This is a genomic window from Nonomuraea sp. N2-4H (genome assembly GCF_045291505.1).
Classification (GTDB): Bacteria; Actinomycetota; Actinomycetes; order Streptosporangiales; family Streptosporangiaceae; genus Nonomuraea; species Nonomuraea fastidiosa.
Genome location: NZ_CP147987.1, coordinates 1,737,068 through 1,755,797, shown reverse-complemented (window position 1 = coordinate 1,755,797; position 18,730 = coordinate 1,737,068). Strand labels below are relative to the sequence as shown.

The window sequence follows — 18,730 nt, the reverse complement described above, 5'->3', positions numbered from 1 at the left end:
TCAGCCGAGCTGCCCCGAGATCGCCTCGTCAACCAGGCGCAGCGCGTCGTCGATCGCCTCCGGCCGCGAGCCACCGCCCTGTGCGACATCGTCCTTGCCGCCACCGCCACCCCCAAGAGCCTTGGCGGCGACGCCGACCAGCTGTCCGGCCTTGAGCCCCCGCTCGCGCCCCGCCTCGTTCACCGCGGCAACCACCACGGGCCGGTCGGAGGGGACGCCGACGATCACGATGACCGCCGGCCGGTCGGCCGGGAACCTGCCTCGTACATCAAGCGCGAGCTTACGCAGGTCATCGGCGCCGGTGCCATCAGGCGCGCGGTGTGTCACGACGGAGACGCCCCGCAGGTCGCGGGCCTGCGACACCAGGTCGCCCGCCACCTGGAGCACCTGGGCGGAGCGGAGCCGCTCCAGCTCCTTCTCGGCGGTGCGCAGCCGGGTGACGATGCCCTCGATGCGCTCGGGCAGCTCCTCGCGGCGCGCCTTGAGCTGCTCGCTGAGCTGGTTGACCAGCACGCTCTCGCGGGCGAGGAAGCGGAAGGCGTCGAGGCCGACGAGCGCTTCGACGCGGCGCACGCCCGCGCCGACCGACTGCTCGCCCAGCACCTTGACCAGGCCGAGCTGGCCGGAGCTGTGGACGTGGGTGCCGCCGCACAGCTCGCGGGAGTAGTCGCCGATCTCGACCACGCGGACCTCGTCGCCGTACTTCTCGCCGAACATGGCGAGCGCGCCCATCGCCCGCGCCTCGGCCTGGGAGGTGTAGAAGGCGTTGACCTTGAGGTCGTTGATGAGCACGGCGTTGACCTCGTCCTCGACGTCGCGCAGCACGCTCGGCGGCACCGCGCCCGCCGCGGTGAAGTCGAAGCGGAAGCGGCCCGGGGAGTTCTCGGAACCGGCCTGCGCCGCCGTCTCGCCGAGCGCGTTCCTGAAGCCGCGGTGGACGAGGTGGGTGGCGCTGTGGCTGCGCGAGATCGCGCGGCGGCGCTCGATGTCGATCTCCGCCTGCGCCTCGTCGCCGACCCGCAGCTCGCCGCTGCGGACCTTGCCGCGGTGGACGATGAGGCCCTTGAGCGGCGACTGCACGTCGACGACCTCGACCTCGGCCCCGCTGGTGCGGATGACGCCCTGGTCGGCGAGCTGGCCACCGCCCTCGGCGTAGAACGGGGTGCGCTGCAGCACGACCTCGACCGTGCTGCCGGCGCCCGCCGCGGGGACCGGCGCGCCGTCGACGAGGATGCCGACGATCTGGGTGTCGGTCTCGGTCTCGTCGTAGCCGAGGAACTCGACCTTGCCCGCGGACTCCAGCAGCTGGCCGAACACCGAGATGTCGGCGTTGCCGGTCTTCTTCGCCGCCGCGTCGGCCTTGGCCGCCGCCCGCTGCTCCTTCATCAGCCGGCGGAAGCCCTCTTCGTCGACCTTGAGGCCGTGCTCGGCCGCCATCTCCAGCGTCAGGTCGATCGGGAAGCCGTAGGTGTCGTGGAGCTTGAACGCCTGGTCACCGGAGATCGTGGTGCCCTTCTTGCGCTTGGTCTCCTCCACGGCCACGTCGAAGATCGCGGTGCCGGTGCGCAGCGTGCCGAGGAACGACGCCTCCTCGGCGTCGATGACCGCGTGGATTTGCGGCGCGTCGGCCTTGAGCTCGGGGTACTGCTCGCCCATCACGTTGATCGCGACGTCGGTCAGCTCGTGCATGTAGCGCTCGTCGCCGGAGCCGAGCAGGCGCAGGTTGCGGATCGAGCGGCGCAGGATGCGGCGCAGGACGTAGCCGCGGCCCTCGTTGCCCGGCAGCACGCCGTCGGCGACCAGCATGGTGCCGGTGCGGACGTGGTCGGCGACGACCCGCAGGCTGACGTCGGCGCGCGCGTCGCGGCCGTAGCGGGTCTTGGTGAGCTCGGCCGCCTTGTCGAGGATCTTGTACGTGGTGTCGATCTCGTAGATGTTGTCGACGCCCTGCAGGATCGCCGCCATGCGCTCGAGGCCCATGCCGGTGTCGATGTTCTTGCTGGGCAGCTCGCCGGAGATGTCGAAGTCGGTCTTGGACCGCACCGCGCTCAGCTGGTACTGCATGAACACGAGGTTCCAGACCTCGAGGTAGCGGTCCTCGTCGGCGACCGGGCCGCCCTCCTTGCCGTATTCGGGGCCGCGGTCGTAGTAGATCTCCGAGCAGGGGCCGCCGGGGCCGGGCACGCCCATGTGCCAGTAGTTGTCCTCCAGGCCGCGGCGCTGGATGCGGTGCTCGGGCAGGCCGACCTTGTTGCGCCAGATGTCGAACGCCTCGTCGTCCTCGACGTAGACCGTCGCCCACAGCCTGTCCTCGGGGAAGCCGAAGCCGCCGTCGGACTCGGACCTGGTGAGCAGCTCCCACGCGAACGGGATCACCTCGGCCTTGAAGTAGTCGCCGAAGGAGAAGTTGCCCAGCATCTGGAAGAACGTCGCGTGCCGGGTGGTCTTGCCGACCTCGTCGATGTCGGGCGTGCGGACGCACTTCTGGACGGTGGCCAGCCGTGACCCCGGAGGCCTGCGCTGCCCCAGGAAGTACGGCTTGAACGGCACCATACCCGCGTTGACCAGGAGAAGCGTCGGGTCCTCAGCGATCAGGCTGGCCGAGGGCACTATGGTGTGCCCACGCTCCTCGAAGAAGCGCAGGAAGCGGCGCGCGATCTCTGCCGACTCCATGGTGGCCATCCTTTGCTGTAGTCGATCTTGTGTTGTAGGTGGTCGATGAGCCCGTGAACGGCCGGTGTGACCGCCGGTCCACCGGCTCGGGGCCGCACTCCGGGCCGTCCACTGTAGCCGCCGGCCGAGGCCGTCAGGCGACGTCTTCAGCCTTGTCGAGGCCGAAGCGGGCGCGCAACTCGGTTTCGCGCGCCGCGGCCTCGCCGAGTGCGTCAGAAGTAAAGTCTCTCACTCGCCGGAGCATGCCCGCGGCGTTGTCGGCCGTCCGGCGGGCGATGTGGTCGGGCTGCAGGGCCTGCAGCCGGCGCATCACCCAGAAGGCGAGGAACGCGCCGAGCGAGATGTAGAACATCCGGCGGATCATCGGGCCCGCCCCTGCGCGTGCTCGGCGACCCTCTGCCCATTCGCCTGCGCCTGGGGCCGCTGCTGAGTCCGTACGGGGCGGCGCGGCCTGCGCGCCTCGATGGCCCTGCGCACGCCGTAGGTCAGCGAGGACACCTTGATGAGCGGCCCGGTGAAGATGGTCTGCGTGACCGCGCTCAGCTTGGCGGCGTGGCCGCTGACCTGCTTGACGTCCTTGGCGATGGCCTCGACGGCGACGAGCTGCCTGTTGGTCTCGTTGACCGTCACGCTCACGTCGTCGAGCAGCGGCGCCAGGCGCTTGTTCAGGTCGGAGACCGCCTTGGTGGTCTCGGTGAGCAGCCTGGCGAGCTTGACGAGCACCATGGCCATGACGCACACCAGGACCACCCAGCCCGTGGCGGCGATCAGCCCGGCGACCTCTCCAGCGGTAAGCATCCGCGCATCTCCCTCGTACGCTGGGCCGGAACGTCAAGACCCTATCGCGTTCGGGTGACAACGTTAGTGCGGAAAGCTCCCCCGTTCAGGCAGCCACGTCGGCTTCCGGCGTCCGCGCCGCCGCTCTCATGAGGGCGCGTGCGGCTCTGATCTCGGGCGCCACCAGTCGTTGCGGCATGGCCGAGGCCGCCGCGCGCAGCGCCTTGAGCGCGGTGGCCGCCGCGTAGCGGGCCGCCGCGTCGCCGGGGCAGCCGTACATCCGCCTGGCCCATCCCGGCAGCGTCGCGAACGCGAGCGCGCCCACGGCGGGCAGCGAGCCGGGGCCGAGCGGCGGCGCGAGCAGCGCGGGAGGCCGCAGCGACGGCCGGAGGTTGACGAGGAGGCGCAGGACGGCGCGGGCCTCGCCGGTGACCGACAGCCCCGGGCGCATCCGCGCGATGTGGTCGTCCAGCTCGGCGGCGCTGCCCGGCACGTCGTCGAGGCCCATGAGGCGGGCGGCGCGGCGCTGCTCGGCCACGTACGCGTCCCGCTCCCCCGGCGTCAGCGGCACCCCGGACAGCCGGGCGATCTCCAGGTGGGAGGCCACCTCGGCGCAGTGGGACCAGCGCAGGCACTCGGGCTCGTCGAGCCGGAACAGCGTGCCGGTGCCGGTGTCGAGGCCGACGAGCCTGGCGTGCACCTCGCGGGCCTGCCCGCAGGCGTGCTCGGCCTGCTCGCGGGTGCCGAAGGCGCGCAGCGCGATGAAGCCGAGCCGGCGCTTCAGCCAGGCCCCTGCCGACTCCTGGTCGTCGAGCAGGAAGTTCTGCACGATGCCGCGGATCGTACGGGGGTGCAGGGCCTGGAGCTGGACGGCGCGGACGACGGCCGGCCAGGCCGGCGCCTCGGTGTGGATGCGCCAGGTGATCGATCGGGGGCCGAAAAGGCCGCCGCCGGGGGTAACGGTCGCCTTCACAACGATCGTGATTCCCGGTGATCACCGATTTAGTACGGCTTTGGATGATTCGATGGCGCAAGTGACCGGATGCGGTCACGACCCCCGCAGGAAGTCGCGGATCTTCGCCCACCGCTCGGCCACCGGCGCCTCGGCCCCGTGGCGGGTCGGCTGGTAGTAGCGCCGCCCGCGCACCTGCTCGGGCGCGTAGTCCTGGCGCACCAGCCCGTGCTCGAAGTCGTGGGGGTATTTGTAGCCCTCGCCGTGGCCCAGCTTGCCCGCCCCGGGGTAGTGGGCGTCGCGCAGGTGGTTCGGCACCTGGCCGATGAGCCCGCGGCGTACGTCGCCGATCGCGGCTCCGATGGCCTTGACGACGGCGTTGGACTTGGGCGCGGTGGCGCAGTGGATGACCGCGTGCGCGAGGTTGATCTGCGCCTCCGGCAGCCCGATGAGCTGCACCGCCTGGGCGGCGGCCACCGCGGTCTGCAGGCAGGTGGGGTCGGCCAGGCCGACGTCCTCTGAGGCGAAGATGACGATGCGGCGGGCGATGAAGCGCGGGTCCTCGCCGGCCTCGATCATGCGGGCGAGGTAGTGGAGCGCCGCGTCGGCGTCGGAGCCGCGCATCGACTTGATGAACGCGCTGATGACGTCGTAGTGCTGGTCGCCCTGCCGGTCGTAGCGTACGGCGGCCTTGTCGACGGCCTTCTCCACCACCTCGACCGTGATGTCGTCGGCCAGCAGCGCCGCCGCCTCCAGGTAGGTGAGCGAGCGCCGCGCGTCGCCGCCGGCGAGGCGGACGAGGTGGTCGAGCGCCTCGGGCGCGAGCGTGTTGCGCCCGCCGAGCCCGCGCGGGTCGGACACGGCCCGCCGCAGCACCGCGCGTACGTCATCGTCGGACAGCGATTCCAGCGTGAGCAGCAGCGAGCGCGACAGCAGCGGCGAGATGACCGAGAAGAACGGGTTTTCGGTGGTGGCGCCGATGAAGGTGACCCAGCGGTTCTCCACGGCGGGCAGCAGCGCGTCCTGCTGGGCCTTGTTGAAGCGGTGGACCTCGTCGACGAAGAGCACGGTCTGGCGGCCGGTCATGCCGAGCTCGCGCCGCGCGGCGTCGATGGCGGCGCGGACCTCCTTGACCCCGGCGGAGACGGCCGAGATCTCGACGAAGCGGCGCTTGGTGACGTTGGAGACGACGTAGGCGAGCGTGGTCTTGCCGGTGCCGGGCGGCCCCCACAGGAACAGCGACATGGGGGCCTCGCTCTCGACCAGGCGCCGCAGCGGGGTGCCGGGTCCGAGCAGATGCCGCTGGCCGATGACCTCGTCGAGCGTGCGGGGGCGCATGCGCACGGCGAGCGGCTGCGGAGTGGCCTCCTCGGCAGCCGAATCGAACAGGCTATCCACAACGCGAGATTACACGCTGCGGCACGCCCGCCATGACCGGACGGCCCTGCCCCCGGAGTCTCCGGCCCGGAAGACGCGGCAGCCCGCCACGGCCGGCGCGACCGTCGGCACCGCCAGGACGACCGTGACGGGCCGGCCGTAGCGGTGGCCGGGCAGGGCGCCGCGGGCGGGGCGGGTGGCTCCTTGGTCTACCTTTCACCTACGACCGGCTTGGCCTTATGGTTCGAGGTCCCAAAGGTCGCTTGCTTCGGCTTTCGTCACTTACGTCCGCCACATATCGAAGGCCGGTAGCATTCGCGAAGTTGTTTGGTCATACCTTGGCAAAGACGAGAGGACATAGCGGTGAGCGGCGACGACCGCCAGAGCGAAGAGGACCGCCAGAGAGAGCTGGCGCGGGAGCACAAGGAACGGCAGGCGAAGCGCGCTGCCGAGCAGACCGCCAAGGCGAGGCGGAACACCCTCATCGGCGCGGCCGTGGCCGTCGTCGTGGTCGCGGGCGGCATCTTCGCGGCGACCACCTTGGTCAACAACGATCCGGGTGAGGCGACGGCGCAGAGCGACCCCTCCGCCAGCACCGGGGTGCTGCCCGAGCCGACTCCGACGCCGACCAGGACCGGCCCGGTGACGTGCGAGTACAAGCGCGACAACTCGGTGCCCCACAAGTTCGTGGGCCTGCCGCCGAAGAGGCCGAGCAAGAGAGTCCTGAAGTTCCAGCAGATGACGATCCAGCTGAACCGCGGCAAGGTCGTCGTGGACCTGATGACGGACGCGGCTCCGTGCGCGATCAACTCGCTGCACTTCCTGTCGCAGAAGAAGTTCTACAACAACATGAAGTGCCACCGCCTGGTCACGCCCGACGTCTCCGGCGTGCACATGCTGCAGTGCGGTGACCCGCAGGCCAAGGCCGACGGCAAGAACCCGACGGACGGCCAGGGCACCGCGGGCTACATCTACGCCGACGAGAACATCGACATCCCGGTCGGCAAGGGCGTGGTCTTCATGACGCAGCCGGGCGACGCGGCCGGGCTGAACAACAGCCAGTTCGCCATCTCGCTGTCCGACGAGAACATCCAGATCGGCGCCGGCTACTCGGTCGTCGGCATGGTCAGCGAGGGCATGGAGATGCTGCAGGGCCTGGCCAAGGACGGCTCCGACCTCATCGTCAACGAGGCCGACATCACCGGCGACGGCGGCACCACCGCGCCGCGCGACCCGGTCATCATCAAGCGCATCACCTTCTCCTGAGCCGCGGGCCGGCGCGGCCCTCCGGCTCCGCGCCGGCACGGCCCTGTCGGAACCTGCGCCGGCACGGCGACGGCCCGGGTGCCCCGCGCGGGGCACCCGGGCCGTCGTCCGTTCTGCAGGCCGGGCGCCCCTCACGAGGGACGCCCTGGCCGCCGAGCCCGCCGGTTACGGCTTGGGCGTGGCGTCCACGCCCGCCTCCTTGCGCTGCTCCGCCGTGATCGGCGTGGGCGCGCCGGTCAGCGGGTCGAAGCCGGAGGCCGTCTTCGGGAACGCGATGACGTCGCGGATCGACTCGCCGCCCGCCAGCAGCATGCAGATGCGGTCCCAGCCGTAGGCGATGCCGCCGTGCGGGGGCGGGCCGTACTTGAACGCCTCCAGCAGAAAGCCGAACTTGGTCTCCGCCTCCTCCTTGGAGATACCGAGGACGTCGAAGACGCGCTGCTGCATCTCGGCCCGGTGGATACGGATCGAGCCGCCGCCGATCTCCATGCCGTTGCAGACCATGTCGTAGGCGTAGGCGAGCGCCTCGCCCGGGTGGTCCTGGAAGTTGTCGGCCCACTCCGGCTTCGGCCCGGTGAACGGGTGGTGCACGGCCGTCCAGCCGCCCTCGCCGTCCTCCTCGAACATGGGCGCGTCGACGACCCACAGGAACGACCACTGGGACTCGTCGATCAGGTTGCAGCGCCTGCCGATCTCCAGGCGGGCCGCGCCGAGCAGCTCGCGGGAGGCGTTCTTGGCGCCGGCGGCGAAGAAGATGCAGTCGCCCGGCTGCGCGCCGACCTTGGCAGCGAGGCCGGACAGCTCCTGCTCGGAGAGGTTCTTCGCGACCGGGCCGCCGAGCGTGCCGTCCTCCTGGACGAGCACGTAGGCCAGGCCCTTGGCGCCGCGCGAGCGGGCCCACTCCTGCCAGCCGTCGAGCTCCTTGCGGGTCTGGGAGGCCCCGCCGGGCATGACGACGGCGCCGACGTAGTCGGCCTGGAAGACGCGGAAGGAGGTGCCCGCGAAGTAGTCGGTCATCTCGACGAGCTCCTGGCCGAAGCGCAGGTCGGGCTTGTCGGAGCCGAAGCGGGCCATCGCGTCGGCGTACGTCATGCGCGGCAGCGGGTTGGGCAGCTCGTAGCCGACGATCTCCTTCCACAGCCGGCCGATCAGCTTCTCGCCGACCGCGATGACGTCCTCCTGGTCGACGAAGGACATCTCGATGTCGATCTGGGTGAACTCCGGCTGCCGGTCGGCCCGCAGGTCCTCGTCGCGGTAGCACTTGGCGAGCTGGTAGTAGCGCTCAAGGCCGGCCACCTGGAGGAGCTGCTTGAACAGCTGGGGCGACTGCGGCAGGGCGTACCAGTTGCCCGGCTGCAGGCGCACCGGCACCAGGAAGTCGCGCGCGCCCTCGGGCGTGGAGCGGGTCAGGGTGGGCGTCTCGACGTAGACGAACCCGAGCTCGTGCATCACCTCGTTGGCGAGGTAGGTCGCCTTGGAGCGGATGCGCATCGCGTCGGCCACCTGCTGGCGGCGGATGTCGAGGTAGCGGTACTTCAGCCGCGCCTCCTCCGACACGCCCACGTTGCCCTCGATCGGGAACGGCAGCGGCGCCGACTCGCTCAGCACCTCGACCTTGTCGGCCACGACCTCGATGGCGCCGGTGGGCAGCTCGGGGTTCTCGTTGCCCTCGGGCCGCTTCCTGACCTCGCCGACGACCTGCACGCAGTATTCGGCGCGCAGGTCGTGGGCGTGGTCCTCCTCGCGGAAGACCACCTGCGCCGAGCCGGAGGCGTCGCGCAGATCGATGAAGACGACACCGCCGTGGTCACGGCGGCGCGCCACCCATCCTGCGAGCGTCACCTTCTGCCCGGCGTGCTCCTCGCGGAGCGACCCGGCGGTATGCGTGCGGATCACTGCACTTTCCCTTCATACGGATGAGTGAGGGGAGGCAGCGGCCCTGGCTCGCCGGTCACTGCACCTTCCCCTTCAAGACGTCGACGACCTTGGCCAGCGGCACCTCGGTCTGCTCGGCGGTGGCCAGGTCCTTCACTTGCACGGCCTCGGCGGCCAGGTCACGCTCGCCCAGGATCAGCGCGAACGCGGCGCCGGAGCGGCCGGCGCCCTTCATCGCGCCCTTGAGTCCCTTGCCGCCGAAGGCCATGTCGGCGCTGAGGCCCGCCGCGCGCAGCTCGTCGATGAGCAGGAACATGCGGCGCCGGGCGTCGTCACCCAGCGGGACACCGTACACCTGCACGCGCTCGTGTGCCGCGTCGTCGCCGAGCAGTCCCTCGGCCTCCATGGCGAGGAACGTGCGATCGACGCCGAGCGCCCAGCCGACGCTGGGCAGCGGCGGCCCGCCGAGCATCTCGCTGAGCCCGTCGTAGCGGCCGCCGCCGCCGACGGCCGACTGCGAGCCGAGCCCGCCGTGCACGAACTCGAACGTGGTGCGCGTGTAGTAGTCGAGGCCCCGCACCAGCTTGGGGTCGTCCTCGAAGGCGACGCCGGCCTCGCGCAGCAGGGAGCGCACCTCGTCGTGGTACGCCTTGCACGCCTCGCACAGGTGGTCGACCACCAGCGGGGCATCGGAGAGCTGGGCCTGCACCTCGGGGCGCTTGTCGTCCAGCACGCGCAGCGGGTTGATCTCGATGCGCGCCCGCGTGTCCTCGTCGAGGTCGAGCCCGCGCAGGAAGTCCTGGAGCGCGGCGCGGTAGGCGGGCCGGCAGTTCTTGTCGCCGAGCGTGTTGAGCAGCAACCGGACGTTCTTCAGCCCGAGCGAGGCGAAGCCGCGGGTGGCGAGGACGATCAGCTCGGCGTCGAGCGCGGGGTCCTCGGCGCCCAGCGCCTCGGCGCCGACCTGCCAGAAGTGGCGGTAGCGGCCCTTCTGGGCGCGCTCGTAGCGGAACTGGCTGCCGGAGTACCACAGCTTCACCGGCAGCTGCCCCGCGTGCAGGTTGTGCTGGAGCACCGCGCGGACGACCGAGGCGGTGCCCTCAGGGCGCAGCGTCAGCGAGCGGCCCGCCTTGTCGGGGAAGGTGTACATCTCCTTGGTGACGATGTCCGTGGACTCGCCTACGCCCCTGGCGAACAGCTGGGTGTCCTCGAAGACCGGCGTCTCGATGTAGCCGTAGCCGGCGAGTCGCAGCGGCGCGGCCAGCGCCTCGCGTACGGCGAGAACCCGCTCGGAGCGGGGTGGCAACCAGTCGAACGTGCCTTTCGGTGCTTGGAAGCTCATCAGATCCCTCGTGTGGGACCGGCGTGCGGCGCTGCTTCCTTCAGGTATGGGTTGGTCGCGCGCTCGCGGCCGATCGTGGTTTGTGGTCCGTGGCCCGGCAGAACGACCGTATCGTCAGGCAGCGGCAGGCACTTGGTAGCCAGGCTGCGCAGAATCGTGGCGTAGTCGCCGCCGGGAAGATCGGTGCGGCCGATGGAGCCGGCGAACAACAGGTCGCCCGAGAACATGATCTGGTCACGGGGCAGCCGGAAGCTCACCGACCCCCTGGTATGGCCCGGCGTGTGGTCGACCACGAGCTCGAGCCCCGCGAGCCGCAGCACGGCGCCGTCGGACAGCTCGCGCACGTCGTCGGGCTCGCTCAGCGTGATGCCCCCGAACAGGTTCGCGCTGGTCTGCGACCAGCCGGCGGCCGGGTCGCTCAGCAGGTGGCGGTCGTCGGGGTGGATCCACGCGGGTACGTCGCGCGCGCCGCAGACGGGGGCCACCGACCAGACGTGGTCGAGGTGGCCGTGGGTGAGCAGGACCGCGACGGGCTTGAGCCGGTGCTCGCGCAGCAGCTCCTCGACCCCCTCCGTGGCGTCCTGACCTGGGTCGACGATGACGCACTCCTCACCGGCCGCGGGCGCGACTACGTAACAATTGGTCTGGAAGGCCCCTGCGGGGAAGCCGGCGATGAGCATCTGCCTCAGGTGATCTCGTCGAAAAGCCAATGGGAATGTAACCGAAGGGTACCGGTGCGGGTCGCCGGGCTGCGAATCATCACCCGTTGGCCGATACGATTCGCCCACCTCAGTTGATTGACTACGGGAGGCAAAGCGGTGGCCACGGGCAAGGACCGGCAGAGGCAACTGGCACGCGAGCACTACGAGCGGCAGATGCAGCGCCGCCGGGAGCGTGAGCAGAAGGCCAAGCGCACCGCGATCATCGGCTCCACGGTGGGCGTGGTGGTCGTGGTCGGCGGCATCGTGGCCGCGGTCGCGTTGCTCGGGGGCAACGACCCTGGCACTGAGGCGGCCGCCTCGCCCTCCGCGTCCGCCGGGCAGACGGCCCAGGCGTCGGAGAGCACGGGGCCGAAGCCTTACGACGCGGCCACGGGCACGTGTGACTACGTCAAGGACACTTCCGGGAAGGTCAAGGACGTCGGCATGCCGCCGACGAAGGTGAAGACCGAGCCGGCCACGAAGAAGATGACGATCTCCACAAATTTGGGGGACATCGTGGTCGAGCTGAACAATGCCAAGGCTCCGTGCACGACCAACTCGCTGGAGTTCCTGGCGAAGAAGAAGTACTACAACGGCAGCAAGTGCCACCGGCTCGGCAACGATCAGTTCCCCATGTTGCAGTGCGGTGACCCGACCGCCAAGGCCGACGGCAAGAGCCAGGACGGATCCGGTGGTCCCGGTTACCGCATGGCCGAGGAGAACCTCGAAGGAGCCCAGTACAAGCGCGGTGTGATGGCGATGGCCAAAACCTCCGCGCCGGGCACCACGGGCAGCCAGTTCTTCCTCGTTTACGGCGACATCGGACTCACCCCGGATTACACACCTGTGGGTACGATCACCAAGGGTCTGGACATCCTGGACAAGGTGAACAAAGCAGGCGTGATCAACGACTCGGGAGACGGGACGGGAGCACCTAAGCAAACCGTCGAAATCAAAGACGTGACAATCGCCGGCAAGAGCTGACGTAATACAAACTAGGGACGAAGTAGTCCCGAAGGGTCTGATGGATAGTGCGGGAGGACACGGTGAGCACCGACCCGTGGGGCCGGGTAGACGACGACGGCACCGTCTACGTGCGTACGGCTGAGGGAGAACGGGCCGTCGGCTCCTGGCAGGCCGGTGAACCCGAAGAGGCACTGGCCTACTTCCATCGCAAGTACGACGAGCTGGCCGGCCAGGTCCAGCTCCTCGAACAGCGCGTCAGGGGCACCGACCTCGCTCCGGCCCAGGCCGAGGCCAGCATCGCCAAGCTGCGCGAGGCCGTGGCCGACGCCCACGCCGTCGGCGACCTCGATGCCCTGACGGCCAGGCTCGACGGGTTGAGCGAGCTGGTGGTCCAGCGCCGCGAGGAGATCAAGGCGGCCCGCGAGCGCGCGCGGGCCGAGGCCAGGGCGGTCAAGGAGCGCATCGTCGCCGAGGCCGAGCGCATCGCCGAGGAGACCACCCACTGGAAGTCGGGTGGCGAACGGCTGCGCCAGCTCGTCGAGGAGTGGAAGGCCGCCGACCGCATCGACCGGGCCACCGAGGCCGTGCTGTGGAAGCGGCTGTCGGCGGCGCGCACGGCGTTCGCCAAGCGGCGCAAGGCGTACTTCGCGGGGCTCGACGAGCAGCGCGAGCAGGTGCGCGCCGCCAAGGAGCGCATCGTCGCCGAGGCCGAGGCGCTGGCCGACTCCACCGACTGGGGTCCCACGGCGGCCATCTACCGCGACCTGATGCAGCAGTGGAAGAGCGCGGGGCGTGCCTCGCGCGAGGCCGAGGACGAGCTGTGGGCGCGCTTCAAGGCCGCCCAGGACCAGTTCTTCCAGGCCCGCTCCGCGGTGTTCGCCGAGCGCGACGCCTCCCTGGCCGCCAACGCGGTGGTCAAGGAGCAGCTGCTCGCCGAGGCCGAGAAGATCCTCCCGGTCACCGACGTCCGCGCGGCCAGGACCGCCCTGCGCAGCATCCTGGAGCGCTGGGAGGCCGCCGGCCCCGTGCCGCGCGACCAGCGCGACCGGCTCGAGGGCGGCCTGCGCCGGGTGGACGAGGCCGTGCGCAAGGCCGAGGAAGCGGAGTGGAAGCGCTCCAACCCCGAGGCCAGGGCGCGCGCGCAGAGCGCCGTCGACCAGCTGCGCACCTCCATCGAGCAGCTGGAGAAGCGCCTGGACAAGGCGCAGGCGGCGGGCCGGGTCAAGGACATCAAGGAGACCGAGGAGGCCCTGACCGCACGCCGCTCCTGGCTGGCCGAGGCGGAGCGCACGCTGGCCGAGTTCAGCTGATCCCGGCGCGGAGCCCTGGCGGGGCCGGCTGAACTCGATCTGGCCGAGCCCGGCGCGGAGCCCTGGCGGGGCCGGCTGAACTCGATCTGGCCGAGCCCGGCGCGAGGCCCTGGCGAGGGCCTCATCGCCGATCTCGCCGAGCCTTGGAGAGGCCTCATCGCGGGCCTTCATGCGGGCCGCCGTCGCCGAATCGGGCGGCGTGCGACGGGGCCCGCGATCTAGGCTGTGCGGCATGGATCCCGTGACCGCCGCGCGCGCCTTCGTCGAGGAGACGTTCCCCGGCGCCCTGTACGCCTTCGTCGGCGGCAGCGTGCTCACCGAGCGCCGCACCAGCACCTCCGATCTGGACATCATCGTGGTGCTCGACGGCCTCGACCGTCCCTATCGCGAGAGCCTGCGCTGGCGTGAATGGCCGATCGAGCTGTTCGTGCACAGCGAGACCAGCCTGACGGCCTACATCGAGCGGGACTTCGCGGTGCGCAAGCCGACGCTCGCCCGCATCTGCTCCGAGGGCGCGGTGCTGACCGACAGGACCGGCGGCCGGGCCAGCGACCTGCAGGCGGAGCTGGGCGAGCGGGTCTCGGCCGGCCCCGGCGGGCAGCGTGCCGACCAGTCGGAGCGGGCCCGCTACGTGCTGTCGGACCTGCTCGACGACCTCGCGGGCGCCACCGATCCCGGCGAGCGTGCGTTCATCTCCTGGGAGCTCGTGCAGGCCACCGCGGTCACGGCGCTCGGGCTGGCGGGCAGGTGGCAGGGCACCGGCAAGTGGCTGCTGCGCGAGCTGCGCGCCCACGACCCTGAGCTGGCCGACGAGCTGCTGAAGGTGCACGACGACCCGGAGAAGCTGACCGCGGTCGCCTCAGGCGTGCTCGAACGGGCCGGAGGGCGCCTCTGGGAGGGTTACCGGGCCCAGGGTGACCCGTTCCACCAGACCCTGCGTCACGTGCCCGCAGGAGAGCTCTCGGGCGAGACGGCGCAGAGCGCGGGCATGCGCAGGCTCGCCGCCGTCAGCGGCGCCACCACCGGCTCGTCGCGGCTGTGGATGGGGCAGACGCACGTCCCGCCCGCCACCCGTTCCTCCGACCACCACCACGGGGCCTCCGAGACCGGCATCTACGTCGTCTCCGGCACGCCGTCGTTCGTGTTCCTTGAGGACGGCAGGGAGCGGCGCATCGACGCGCGGCCCGGCGACTACGTGTTCGTGCCGCCGTACGTTCCGCACCGCGAGGAGAACCCCGACCCCGCGCAGGAGGCGGTGGTGGTGATCGCGCGCAGCACGCAGGAGGCGATCGTGGTCAACCTGCCCGGCCTGCACGCCCGCTGACCCCCGGTACGCGCACCCTGGACGGCCGGCCCCGGCGGAAGGCGGCGCGCTCGCCGGCGAAGGCCACGCGCCCGGCCGGCCGCCGCGCGCCTCGGCACGCCGCCCGGCGAGGCCGTCAGTTGCCGGCGCCGCTCACCCGGTAGACGTCGAAGACGCCCTGGATGCTGCGCACCGCCTTGAGCACGTGGCCCAGGTGCTTGGGGTCGCCCATCTCGAAGGTGAACTTGCTGATCGCCACCCGGTCGCGCGAGGTCGTGACCGAGGCGCTGAGGATGTTGACGTGCTGGTCGGACAGCGTGCGGGTGACGTCGGACAGCAGCCGGGGCCGGTCGAGCGCCTCGACCTGGATGGCCACCAGGAACACGCTGTCGTCGCTCGGCGACCAGCTCACCTCGACCAGCCGGTCGGGCTGCGCCCGCAGCTGCTGGACGTTGGTGCAGTCGCTGCGGTGGACCGACACGCCGTGGCCGCGGGTGACGAAGCCGACGATCTCGTCGCCGGGCACGGGCGTGCAGCACTTCGACAGGCGTACCCAGACGTCGGCGTCGCCCGCCACCACCACGCCGGCGCCGCCACCGCCGCGCGGGCGGCCGCGCAGCCGGGTGGGCAGCGAGGTCTCGGCGATGTCCTCTTCGGCGCTGTCGACGCCGCCGATCGAGGCCACCAGCTTCTGCACCACGGCCTGGGCCGCGATGTGGCCCTCCCCCACCGCCGCATACAGCGCGGAGACGTCGGGGTAGCGCAGGTCGCGGGCCAGCGCCAGCAGCGCCTCGCCGGACATCAGCCTTTGCAGCGGCAGGCCCTGCTTGCGCATGGCCCGGCCGATGGCCTCCTTGCCCGCCTCGATCGCGGTCTCGCGGCGCTCCTTCGAGAACCACTGCCGGATCTTGTTACGGGCCCGGCCCGACTTGACGAACTTCAGCCAGTCGCGCGACGGCCCCGCATCCGGCGACTTGGAGGTGAAGATCTCGACGGTGTCGCCGTTGCCGAGCCGCGACTCCAGCGGCACCAGCCGCCCGTTGACGCGGGCGCCGATGCAGCGGTGGCCCACCTCGGTGTGCACCGCGTAGGCGAAGTCGACCGGCGTGGCGCCCTCGGGCAGCGCGATGACCTGGCCCTTGGGGGTGAAGACGTAGACCTCGGAGACCGACAGGTCGAAGCGCAGCGACTCCAGGAACTCGCCCGGGTCGGAGGTCTCCTTCTGCCAGTCGAGGAGCTGGCGCAGCCAGGCCATGTCGCTGCCCGGCTTGACCTTGCCCGTGGGCCCGGAGCCGACCTCCTCCTTGTACTTCCAGTGCGCGGCCACGCCGTACTCGGCCCTGTGGTGCATCGCGTGGGTGCGGATCTGCAGCTCCACCGGCTTGCCCTCGGGACCGATCACCGTGGTGTGCAGCGACTGGTACATGTTGAACTTGGGCATCGCGATGTAGTCTTTGAACCGGCCTGGCACCGGGTTCCACCGGGCGTGGATGGTGCCGAGCGCGGCATAGCAGTCGCGTACGGAGTCGACCAGCACGCGGATGCCCACAAGGTCGTAGATGTCGTCGAAGGCGACATCGCGGGCGATCATCTTCTGGTAGACCGAGTAGTAGTGCTTCGGCAGGCCCTTGACGACCGCGCGGATCTTCGCCTCGCGCAGGTCGCCGGAGACCTTCTCGATGACCTCCTGCAGGAACAGGTCGCGGCGCGGCGCCCGCTCCGACACCATGCGCGCGATCTCGTCGTAGCGCTTGGGGTAGAGCATGGCGAAGGCCAGGTCTTCGAGCTCCCACTTGATCGTGTTCATGCCCAGGCGGTGGGCGAGCGGGGCGAAGATCTCCAGCGTCTCGCGCGACTTCTGGTGGCGCTTGTGCTCGGGGAGGTAGCGCATCGTGCGCATGTTGTGCAGCCGGTCGGCCAGCTTGATGATCAGTACGCGGATGTCGCGCGACATCGCCACGACCATCTTGCGCACGGTCTCGGCCTGCGCGGCGTCGCCGAACTTGACCTTGTCGAGCTTGGTGACGCCGTCGACCAGGGACGCGATCGTGTCGCCGAAGTCGCCCCGCAGCTCGTCGAGTGAGTAGGCGGTGTCCTCGACGGTGTCGTGCAGCAGCGCCGCGCACAGCGTCTCGTCGTCGGTGCCGAGCTCGGCCAGGATCGTCGCGACGGCCAGCGGGTGGGTGATGTAGGGGTCACCCGACTTCCGCTTCTGGTCGCGATGGTGATAGGCGGCCACGTCGTAAGCACGCTCGATCAACCGCAGGTCCGCCTTGGGGTGCGTAGCGCGGACCGTACGGAACAGCGGCTCCAGCACCGGGTTCATCGCCCCACCCCCAAATCGCCTGCGGCGCACCGACGGCACACCGGGCGTCTCCGCGTTGCCGGAGTCGGTTACGTCGGGCGCGACCACATCACGGGGCACACAGACTCCTCACGCAGTGGCTCCTCACGTTCGAGTCCAGATCCCCCCAGTGTATCCAGGCAGCGAACCTGGGCCTGCGCGGGCGGGCTCAGACGGTCACAAGGGAGTGCAACCGCTCTCCCTGGAGGCGTTCGCGTCCCTTGAGGAAGGCCAGCTCCATCAGCACGGCGATGCCGACGACGTCGGCTCCGGCCCTCCTCACCAGCTCCACGGTGGCCTTCGCGGTGCCGCCCGTGGCCAGCACGTCGTCGACCACGAGCACCCGGTCGCCGGGCGCGAACGCGTCGCGGTGCACCTCGATGACCGCGGAGCCGTACTCCAGATCGTAGGACTCCTCGAGCGTGGCGGCGGGCAGTTTCCCCTTCTTGCGCACCGGCACGAACCCGGCGCCCGCCCGGTAGGCCACCGGAGCGGCGAGGATGAAGCCGCGCGCCTCGATGCCCACGATCTTGTCCACCTGGTGCAGCCCGGCGAGCTCGTCCACCACGGCCGCCATCGCCACCGGGTCGGCGAGCAGCGGGGTGATGTCCTTGAACAGGACCCCCGGCTTGGGGTAGTCCGGCACGTCCCTGATCCGGTCCAGGATCATCGTGCGCAGCTCCGTCATGGTCGTCCTTTCTCACCGGGCCGTGTGCCGCGCTCCATGATGGTGCATATCGGGCCATGACACGTACCCGGAGCGCTCAGAAGCCCGCCTGACCCGCGGCCGGACGAACGGAAGCGCCCCCGCCCCTGCAAGGGGCGAGGGCGCTCGTGAGCCCGTCGTGCCGGACGGCTAGCTCTTGGCTACGGCCGCGCTTTTGTGGCCCTTCTTGCCGCCTCCGGTGGAGGCCAGGCGCTTGGCGATGGCCTGGTACTTCGGCTCGCGCTCCTTCAGCGTCACCAGCAGCGGCGTGGCGACGCACAGCGAGGAGTACGTACCGACGATCATGCCGACGAACAGGGCGAGCGACAGGTCCTTCAGCGTGCCCGCGCCGAGCAGCGTGGTGCCGATGAACAGGATCGCCGCCACCGGCAGGATCGCGACCAGCGAGGTGTTGAGCGACCGGATCAGCGTGTGGTTGAGCGCGTCGTTGGCCGCCATCGAGTACGTCTGCTTCGAGGTGTGGCCCAGCTTGGCCGTGACCTCCTTGATCATGTCGAACACCACGACCGCGTCGTAGAGCGAGTAACCGAGGATGGTCAGGAAGCCCAGCAGAGTGGCCGGGGTGACCTCGAAGCCCGACCAGGCGTAGATGCCGGCCGTGATGACGAGGTCGTGGAAGAGCGCGACGATCGCGGCGAAGGCCATCTTCGGCTCGAACGCCATCGACAGGTACAAGATGATCGCCAGCATGAACACGGCCAGGCCGATCCACGCCTTCTGCGACACCTCACCGCCCCAGGACGGGCCGATGGCCTGGATGCTGACCTGATCGGTCGGGACGTTGAAGTCCTTCGCGATCGCGCTCTGCACCTGCGAGCGCGTGCTCTCCTCCAGGCTTTCGGTGGTCGCCCGCCAGCCGTTCTCACCGGCCTGCTGGACGATCACCTGGTGCGCGCCCTGGTCCTGGACGGTGGCGCGCACCTGCTCGACGGTGGCGTGCTGGGCCTTGAACGAGAAGATCGTCCCGCCCTTGAACTCCACGCCCAGGTTGAGGCCGTGGAGGATGAGACCGGCCAGCGACACCGCGAGCAGCAGGCCGGACAGGCTGTACCACAGGCGCCACTTGCCGACGAAGTCGACGTCGATCTCGCCGCGATAGAGGCGACGTCCCAGTCCCATG

At 70.4% G+C, this 18,730-nt stretch carries 15 protein-coding genes; 4 read left to right on the top strand and 11 right to left on the bottom strand.

Features of this window, described 5'->3' with window-relative positions:
• The 5 genes from alaS to WBK31_RS07980 form a co-directional block, all read right to left on the bottom strand.
• A complete protein-coding gene (gene alaS, locus WBK31_RS08000; RefSeq protein WP_364070409.1) occupies positions 1-2,673 on the bottom strand; it encodes an alanine--tRNA ligase in 2,673 nt (890 codons plus the stop codon).
• Between the two features lie 133 nt (positions 2,674-2,806).
• On the bottom strand, positions 2,807-3,025 hold the full coding sequence (locus WBK31_RS07995) for a hypothetical protein (protein WP_364070411.1): 219 nt from the start codon (positions 3,023-3,025) through the stop codon (positions 2,807-2,809).
• 8 nt (positions 3,026-3,033) lie between these two features.
• Complete coding sequence (locus tag WBK31_RS07990) at positions 3,034-3,471, bottom strand: DUF948 domain-containing protein (protein WP_364070413.1); 438 nt, start codon at positions 3,469-3,471, stop codon at positions 3,034-3,036.
• Between the two features lie 85 nt (positions 3,472-3,556).
• Positions 3,557-4,423, bottom strand: a complete 867-nt coding sequence (locus WBK31_RS07985; RefSeq protein ID WP_364070416.1) for an oxygenase MpaB family protein — start codon at positions 4,421-4,423, stop codon at positions 3,557-3,559.
• Between the two features lie 75 nt (positions 4,424-4,498).
• On the bottom strand, positions 4,499-5,800 hold the full coding sequence (locus WBK31_RS07980; RefSeq protein ID WP_364070418.1) for a replication-associated recombination protein A: 1,302 nt from the start codon (positions 5,798-5,800) through the stop codon (positions 4,499-4,501).
• A 342-nt stretch (positions 5,801-6,142) separates the two neighbouring features.
• On the opposite strand from WBK31_RS07980, the gene WBK31_RS07975 reads away from it, so the two are divergent.
• A complete protein-coding gene (locus WBK31_RS07975; protein ID WP_364070421.1) occupies positions 6,143-7,045 on the top strand; it encodes a peptidylprolyl isomerase in 903 nt (300 codons plus the stop codon).
• Between the two features lie 165 nt (positions 7,046-7,210).
• On the opposite strand, the gene aspS is transcribed toward WBK31_RS07975, so the two are convergent.
• The 3 genes from aspS to WBK31_RS07960 are packed head-to-tail and all read right to left on the bottom strand — an operon-like array spanning position 7,211 to position 10,939.
• Positions 7,211-8,941: an aspartate--tRNA ligase gene (gene aspS, locus WBK31_RS07970; RefSeq protein ID WP_364065968.1), complete on the bottom strand. Its 1,731-nt coding sequence runs from the start codon at positions 8,939-8,941 to the stop codon at positions 7,211-7,213.
• A gap of 55 nt (positions 8,942-8,996) precedes the next feature.
• Positions 8,997-10,259, bottom strand: a complete 1,263-nt coding sequence (gene hisS, locus WBK31_RS07965; protein ID WP_364065971.1) for a histidine--tRNA ligase — start codon at positions 10,257-10,259, stop codon at positions 8,997-8,999.
• Positions 10,259-10,939 (bottom strand): MBL fold metallo-hydrolase, encoded by a 681-nt coding sequence (locus tag WBK31_RS07960; protein ID WP_406674559.1) that lies wholly within the window; start codon positions 10,937-10,939, stop codon positions 10,259-10,261. Before WBK31_RS07960 ends, hisS begins: the two co-directional genes overlap by 1 nt.
• A gap of 138 nt (positions 10,940-11,077) precedes the next feature.
• Between WBK31_RS07960 and WBK31_RS07955 the strand changes: the two genes are divergently transcribed.
• From WBK31_RS07955 to WBK31_RS07945, 3 genes are all read left to right on the top strand, one after another.
• Complete coding sequence (locus tag WBK31_RS07955; protein ID WP_364065977.1) at positions 11,078-11,944, top strand: peptidylprolyl isomerase; 867 nt, start codon at positions 11,078-11,080, stop codon at positions 11,942-11,944.
• Between the two features lie 62 nt (positions 11,945-12,006).
• Entirely contained in the window at positions 12,007-13,236 is a 1,230-nt protein-coding gene (locus WBK31_RS07950) for a DUF349 domain-containing protein (RefSeq protein WP_364065980.1), read from the top strand.
• Positions 13,237-13,468: 232 nt separating this feature from the next.
• Entirely contained in the window at positions 13,469-14,560 is a 1,092-nt protein-coding gene (locus WBK31_RS07945; RefSeq protein WP_364065982.1) for a cupin domain-containing protein, read from the top strand.
• Positions 14,561-14,675: 115 nt separating this feature from the next.
• Here the strand turns inward: WBK31_RS07945 and WBK31_RS07940 are convergent, their stop codons facing one another.
• The 3 genes from WBK31_RS07940 to secF form a co-directional block, all read right to left on the bottom strand.
• A complete protein-coding gene (locus WBK31_RS07940; protein WP_406675462.1) occupies positions 14,676-16,865 on the bottom strand; it encodes a RelA/SpoT family protein in 2,190 nt (729 codons plus the stop codon).
• A gap of 187 nt (positions 16,866-17,052) precedes the next feature.
• Positions 17,053-17,571 (bottom strand): adenine phosphoribosyltransferase, encoded by a 519-nt coding sequence (locus WBK31_RS07935; RefSeq protein ID WP_364065985.1) that lies wholly within the window; start codon positions 17,569-17,571, stop codon positions 17,053-17,055.
• 168 nt (positions 17,572-17,739) lie between these two features.
• Positions 17,740-18,729: a protein translocase subunit SecF gene (gene secF, locus WBK31_RS07930; protein WP_364065987.1), complete on the bottom strand. Its 990-nt coding sequence runs from the start codon at positions 18,727-18,729 to the stop codon at positions 17,740-17,742.
• Position 18,730: the final 1 nt, after the last annotated feature.

Coding starts and splice junctions, on each gene's coding strand:
- alaS (WP_364070409.1), bottom strand. CDS start 2,673: ATGGAGTCGGCAGAGATCGCGCGCCGCTTCCTGCGCTTCTTCGAGGAG.
- WBK31_RS07995 (WP_364070411.1), bottom strand. CDS start 3,025: ATGTTCTACATCTCGCTCGGCGCGTTCCTCGCCTTCTGGGTGATGCGC.
- WBK31_RS07990 (WP_364070413.1), bottom strand. CDS start 3,471: ATGCTTACCGCTGGAGAGGTCGCCGGGCTGATCGCCGCCACGGGCTGG.
- hisS (WP_364065971.1), bottom strand. CDS start 10,259: ATGAGCTTCCAAGCACCGAAAGGCACGTTCGACTGGTTGCCACCCCGC.
- WBK31_RS07960 (WP_406674559.1), bottom strand. CDS start 10,939: ATGCTCATCGCCGGCTTCCCCGCAGGGGCCTTCCAGACCAATTGTTAC.
- WBK31_RS07945 (WP_364065982.1), top strand. CDS start 13,469: ATGGATCCCGTGACCGCCGCGCGCGCCTTCGTCGAGGAGACGTTCCCC.
- WBK31_RS07940 (WP_406675462.1), bottom strand. CDS start 16,865: ATGAACCCGGTGCTGGAGCCGCTGTTCCGTACGGTCCGCGCTACGCAC.
- WBK31_RS07935 (WP_364065985.1), bottom strand. CDS start 17,571: ATGACGGAGCTGCGCACGATGATCCTGGACCGGATCAGGGACGTGCCG.
- secF (WP_364065987.1), bottom strand. CDS start 18,729: ATGGGACTGGGACGTCGCCTCTATCGCGGCGAGATCGACGTCGACTTC.